Source organism: Nocardioides jejuensis, from assembly GCF_004337475.1.
Lineage (GTDB): Bacteria > Actinomycetota > Actinomycetes > Propionibacteriales > Nocardioidaceae > Nocardioides > Nocardioides jejuensis.
On record NZ_SJZJ01000052.1, the window covers coordinates 1 to 338 of the forward strand.

1 protein-coding gene is annotated in these 338 nt (G+C 69.8%); it reads left to right on the plus strand.

Translation table 11 applies throughout. The annotated features are described in order from the left end of the window. Positions 1–338 (plus strand): hypothetical protein (locus EPD65_RS16030; RefSeq protein ID WP_207891586.1); only part of this gene is annotated, 338 nt, incomplete at both ends.

Sequence of the window (338 nt, forward strand, 5' to 3'; positions counted from 1 at the left end):
AAGTACCCCGTCAACGGGACCACGGTGACCATCAACGGCGTCGACTACCCCGTCAAGGACGGCTCGGTCACCGTCAACGGCACGACCTACCCGGTCACCCCCGGCAGCACCACCCCGGGCTCGACCGGCGGCTCGACCACTCCCGGCAGCACCACCCCGGGCTCGACCACCCCGGGCAGCACCACCCCGGGGGCGACCGGCGGCTCCATCACGCCGGGTTCGATCACCGTCAACGGCACCAAGTACCCCGTCAACGGGACCACGGTGACCATCAACGGCGTCGACTACCCCGTCACCGACGGAACCGTCACCGTCAACGGCACGACCTACCCGGTCAC